Source organism: Rhizobacter sp. P2_H2 (genome assembly GCF_056403375.1).
In genome coordinates this window covers 1-822 of record NZ_JBFUFP010001619.1, presented here as the reverse complement: position 1 = coordinate 822, position 822 = coordinate 1, and the positions used below count along the sequence as shown (strand labels likewise).

General features: G+C 69.1%; 1 protein-coding gene. It reads right to left on the bottom strand.

The window, feature by feature from the left end:
- Nucleotides 1-142 precede the first annotated feature (142 nt).
- Nucleotides 143-475, bottom strand: coding sequence for a hypothetical protein (locus tag AC1D15_RS35150; protein WP_047511930.1), 333 nt, complete (start codon nucleotides 473-475; stop codon nucleotides 143-145).
- Nucleotides 476-822: the final 347 nt, after the last annotated feature.

The following is an 822-nucleotide window of genomic DNA, read 5'->3' as shown; positions in this document are numbered from 1 at the left end:
TTGCCGAATCGTCTCGAGCGAGCTGAAGTCGCCGGAACTCGAATCGAAGCTGCTGGCGCGGATCAAGCAGTTCGAATTCGGGGCACGCGACGTCGACCAGATCGACATCACGTACCCGCTGGACTTCCTGCCGTCGTGATCGTCAGTGCCGGGTGGCCGCCGCGAGCGTGATCGCGCGGCGCGCCTCCAGCTCGGCATTCAGCGCCTTCTCCAGCGGGGCGCGCACCAGCCCGGCGTGCTCGTAGCGCAGGTTCTCGTACAGCTCCGACGCGGCCGGGCAGTCTTCCAGGATCAACTGCAAGGCCGTGCCCGGCTCGACGCGTTCGAGCGCGCGGCTCAGCTGCTGCACGACGGTGCGGTACTGGTGGGCATCGATCTCGGCCGGGCTCGCTTCCATGCGCTGAACCAGGCGCGCCAGCGCGTGCACGACATCGAGGTCGCTGACACTGCGTTGCTGGGATTGGGTGGTTTTCATGCGTTTCCTTCCGGGAGGGCGGCGCCGTGGCTGCCCCGTACGCAGGAAGTGGGGATGCTTGATCGGCTTGCAAGACCTGCCGCGGGCTCACCCTTCAGTACGCGGTGGTACTGCCCCGAAGGGAGGAGGGCACGCGCACCGGCGGCGCCGACAGTGGAGGCCCGCCACCGGAGACCTCCATGCTTCAGACGACGATCGCACCGCGGGTGATGCCCACCCCGCCCCTGCCGACAGGCCCGCGCGGCCTGGATGCGCTGCACGACCGGGCCTTCATCGACCTGCTGCGCGGCTACCGCTGCCATGGCGGGCTGGCGCGCGAATCGCAGTTGCCGGGGCGGTGTGGGGTG

What these genes read in the sequence shown, in the direction of transcription:
- AC1D15_RS35150 (WP_047511930.1), bottom strand. Translation starts at nt 475, where the DNA reads ATGAAAACCACCCAATCCCAGCAACGCAGTGTCAGCGACCTCGATGTC.